The organism is Holdemanella sp. (genome assembly GCF_056804935.1).
Window position 1 is genome coordinate 1 of the sequence record NZ_DBMEXE010000155.1, and the last position, 3880, is coordinate 3880.

Below are 3880 nucleotides of genomic sequence, written 5' to 3' on the forward strand. Positions count from 1 at the left end.
ATTTCACCATATTCATTTCTTAAGCCTGAAATTTGGTTTAATTTTTTCTTTAAAGAATTATAGTATTCTTCATCCGTCTTTAAACGTTTTTCCTTTTTAACATTACCAGGATTTGATTCTAAGAATGTCTTTGTCTTTTCAATATCTTTTAAAGTCTTATCATATTCTTTCTGTATTTTAGAAGAATATTGATCTAAATCTAAATAAGACAACCACGTTTCTACATGATCATCGCCATAGAACTCATAAAGTTCTTTATAATAGTTTAAATCAAAAGCATGGAAGTTATGACGCTTACTCGTCTCTTGTTCCATAGAATCTAGAATATCTAATTCATTAACATTTAATTTTCTGACATTTACACAATATTTTTGTGCACTACGAACGTCCTGTCTTGTTGTGTAAGAAAACTCTTTAAAAATATCATCGGCCGTTTTATTACGTAGATCTAAACTTGAACACCAACGACACTCTTTATTTAAATCATAGCCTTGAGTCAATGGAAGTTGTACAAAGCCTGATGACTTCAAATTTTCTACTACATCAAAATTATTGAATCCACCTTCAACAATATTTCCATCTTTATCTCTTTCTTGTAAATCAATCTCCGGATCTGTTTCTAGATACACAACATTCTTCTTTTTAAGATATTTTTTCAACTCGGATACAAAACTATTAAGCTTATCCTTTTGTTTATAATCAGCAATAAATCCTCTTGAAATATAACAATATTTAAAGACTTTCATCAAAGGAATATATGCAAGCATACACGTTGCATATACATTACCTTGCTCACTAGCTTGAATAAATTCAACTTGCCAGCCATCATGCATAAACTTTTGTGCCTGAAAATCCGATTGTTGAAAGATAACAGCATCAAGAGTATCTAAATAATTACGATACTCTTGGATACTTATGGTTTTGATTTGCATAAACACACCTTCTTAGTTGGCAACAATGTTTACAACTTTACCCTTAACAACGATCACTTTACGAATTGTCTTTCCTTCAAGCTGGCGTTGAACTGTTTCAAGTTCCATAGCATGTTTTTGAAGTACTTCATTGCTAGAACCAACAGCCGCTTCAAATTTACCACGCACTTTACCATTGACCTGAACAACACAAGTGATTGTATCTTCCACTAATTTAGCTTCATCATATGTTGGCCAAGGCTCATACGCAATTGTAGATTCGTGACCTAATAATTGCCACATTTCTTCACCAATATGAGGTGTAATACATGAAAGCATCTTCACGATTCCTTCAGCATATGGTTTATAAACGGTGTCAGCCTTATATGCTTCATTCACAAAGATCATCATTTGTGAAATAGCTGTATTGAATCCTAATGATTCATAATCTTCGGTAACCTTTTTAACAGTCTGGTTATAGACTTTATCTAATTTACCATCATTTGTATCTGTGATTTTACCAGATTCAATAAATAAACGATAAACACGATCAATCCATCTTCTAGCACCATCACATCCAGCCATTGACCATGGTTTACTTTGTTCCAATGGTCCCATGAACATTTCATATAAACGAAGTGTATCGGCACCATATTTTTTTACGATGTCTGAAGGATTGACAACATATTTAGGGAATCGTTTTCCCATTTTAATTCCGTTTTCACCTAAGATCATACCTTGGTGCACTAATTTTTTGAATGGTTCTTTACATGCCACAATACCCTTATCGTATAGATAGTTGTTCCAGATACGTGAATACATCAAATGTCCTACAGCATGTTCTGGCCCACCAACATATAAATCAACAGGCATCCAGTGCTTTAATAATTCTGGATTAGCCAATTGTTTATCATTGTGTGGATCAATATAACGTAAATAATACCATGAAGATCCAGCAGATCCAGGCATTGTACTTGTTTCACGAACACCCTTCACACCATTTTGGTTGTATTGTTTCCATTCTGTCGCATTTTCAAGTGGTGCTTTTCCATTGTGTCCCTTATAGTCTTCTAACTCCGGTAAAATCAACGGCAATTCTTCATCTGGAAGAACATAGTCAGTTCCATCTTCTAAGTGTACGATTGGTACGGGTTCTCCCCAATAACGCTGACGAGCAAAAATCCATTCACGGAAACGATAGTTTACTGTTTCTTTGGCGATTCCCATATCCACTAATTTTTTAGTGATAGCTACTTTTGCCTCTTCTACAGTAAGACCTGTAAATTCTTCGGAGTTGATTAGCTTGCAGCCTTTTCCTAAATAGTCCTGTTTTTCAAAGGCATGCTCACTTACGTCTTGTCCTTCGATAACTTGAATCCTATCAATATTGTGGGCAATCGCATATTCAAAGTCACGTTGATCATGACTTGGTACAGCCATAACAGCACCCGTTCCATAATTTGCCAAAACGAAATCTCCAATAAAGACTTCAACTTCTCTGCCATTGACTGGGTTGATGGCTTTAATACCTTCTAGACGACATCCTGTTTTTCCTTTATTCAATTCTGTACGGTCCATTTCAGATTTTGAAACCGTTTCTGGAATATAAGCTTTTACTTCATCCTGATTTTTAATTCTAGGCATTAATTCCTGCACTAAATCTCCGTCTGGTGCAAGTACCATGAATGTAATACCATAAATTGTTTCGATACATGTTGTAAAGATAGAGAATTTTCCTCCACCTACAATTTCAAATTGAACCTCAACACCCGTTGAACGGCCAATCCAGTTTCTTTGCATTTCCTTTGTCGATTCTGGCCAGTCAATTTCATTTAAACCTTCAAGTAATCGTTCCGCAAAAGCAGCCTGGTCGATACATAGTTGTTTCATATTTTTACGAATAACTGGATATCCACCACGTTCACTCTTACCATCGATAACTTCATCATTCGATAATACTGTACCCAATTCTTCACACCAGTTTACTGGCATGTCTACATATTTGGCATAGCCATCTTTATACAATTGTTTAAAAATCCATTGTGTCCAATGATAGAATTCTGGATCAGATGTTGCGATCATTTTTGACCAGTCATAGTCAAACCCTAATTCCTGCAACTGTTTTGTGAAAGTCTTGATATTTGTTTGTGTAAAGCCATTTGGGTTATTTCCTGTTTGAACAGCATATTGTTCAGCTGGAAGTCCAAATGAATCATATCCCATTGGGTGAAGCACATTATATCCTTGCATACGTTTCATACGTGAAACAATATCTGTAGCTGTATATCCTTCTGGGTGTCCAGCATGCAATCCGACACCACTTGGGTATGGGAACATGTCTAGTGCATAAAATTTAGGTTTTGAAAAATCCCAAACATCCGTTTTGAATGTTTCATGATCTGCCCAATATTTCTGCCATTTCTTTTCTACTTCTAAATGATCGTACATATTAGCCTCCTATTAAAAATAAAAAACGCCCTTGAAATCTAAGGACGTTTGTACGCGGTACCACCTTAGTTCACAATTCTCATTGTGCCCTCAAACTCTTTATCGCAGAGTATACGGATAACATTACTCATCAGCTCCTTAGCAAGTTCAAAGGCTGTACAATGCTAAATTTCACCAACTTTAGCTCTCTAAAAATTGTCATTTCCTTCTACTACTCTAATTCATCGCTATGCATCAATTTTATCTTTTTTTTCATTGTTCGTCAATATCAACCGAAACGATTGCCTTATCATCGTAATAGATTTTCATTGAAACATCTAAATATGTACATTCAATAAAAGTCTCATGATCTTCAAAATGCACATCTATATTCTGTATCCTTTCATCTTTATCCTTTATTATTTTTTCACTCGTATGACACAACTTGATGCGATTATTATTGTGAATCATATGTTTGGCATGATCTACAATGGATAGTTCAAGAATATTTTGTTGATTAGCCTTTAATAAATACACATTTT

Annotated in this window: 3 protein-coding genes and 1 other annotated feature; all 3 genes read right to left on the minus strand. The window is 34.8% G+C overall.

Annotation, left to right across the window (positions count from 1 at the left end):
- On the minus strand, nucleotides 1–932 hold a 932-nt coding region (locus ACZQCL_RS07235; RefSeq protein ID WP_482482482.1), incomplete at its 3' end, for a peptidoglycan bridge formation glycyltransferase FemA/FemB family protein.
- A 12-nt stretch (nucleotides 933–944) separates the two neighbouring features.
- On the minus strand, nucleotides 945–3359 hold the full coding sequence (leuS, locus tag ACZQCL_RS07240) for a leucine--tRNA ligase (protein WP_482482484.1): 2415 nt from the start codon (nucleotides 3357–3359) through the stop codon (nucleotides 945–947).
- A gap of 37 nt (nucleotides 3360–3396) precedes the next feature.
- Nucleotides 3397–3593, minus strand: a binding site (T-box leader).
- An 18-nt stretch (nucleotides 3594–3611) separates the two neighbouring features.
- A partial coding sequence (locus tag ACZQCL_RS07245) for a hypothetical protein (RefSeq protein ID WP_482482486.1) occupies nucleotides 3612–3880 on the minus strand: 269 nt, incomplete at its 5' end.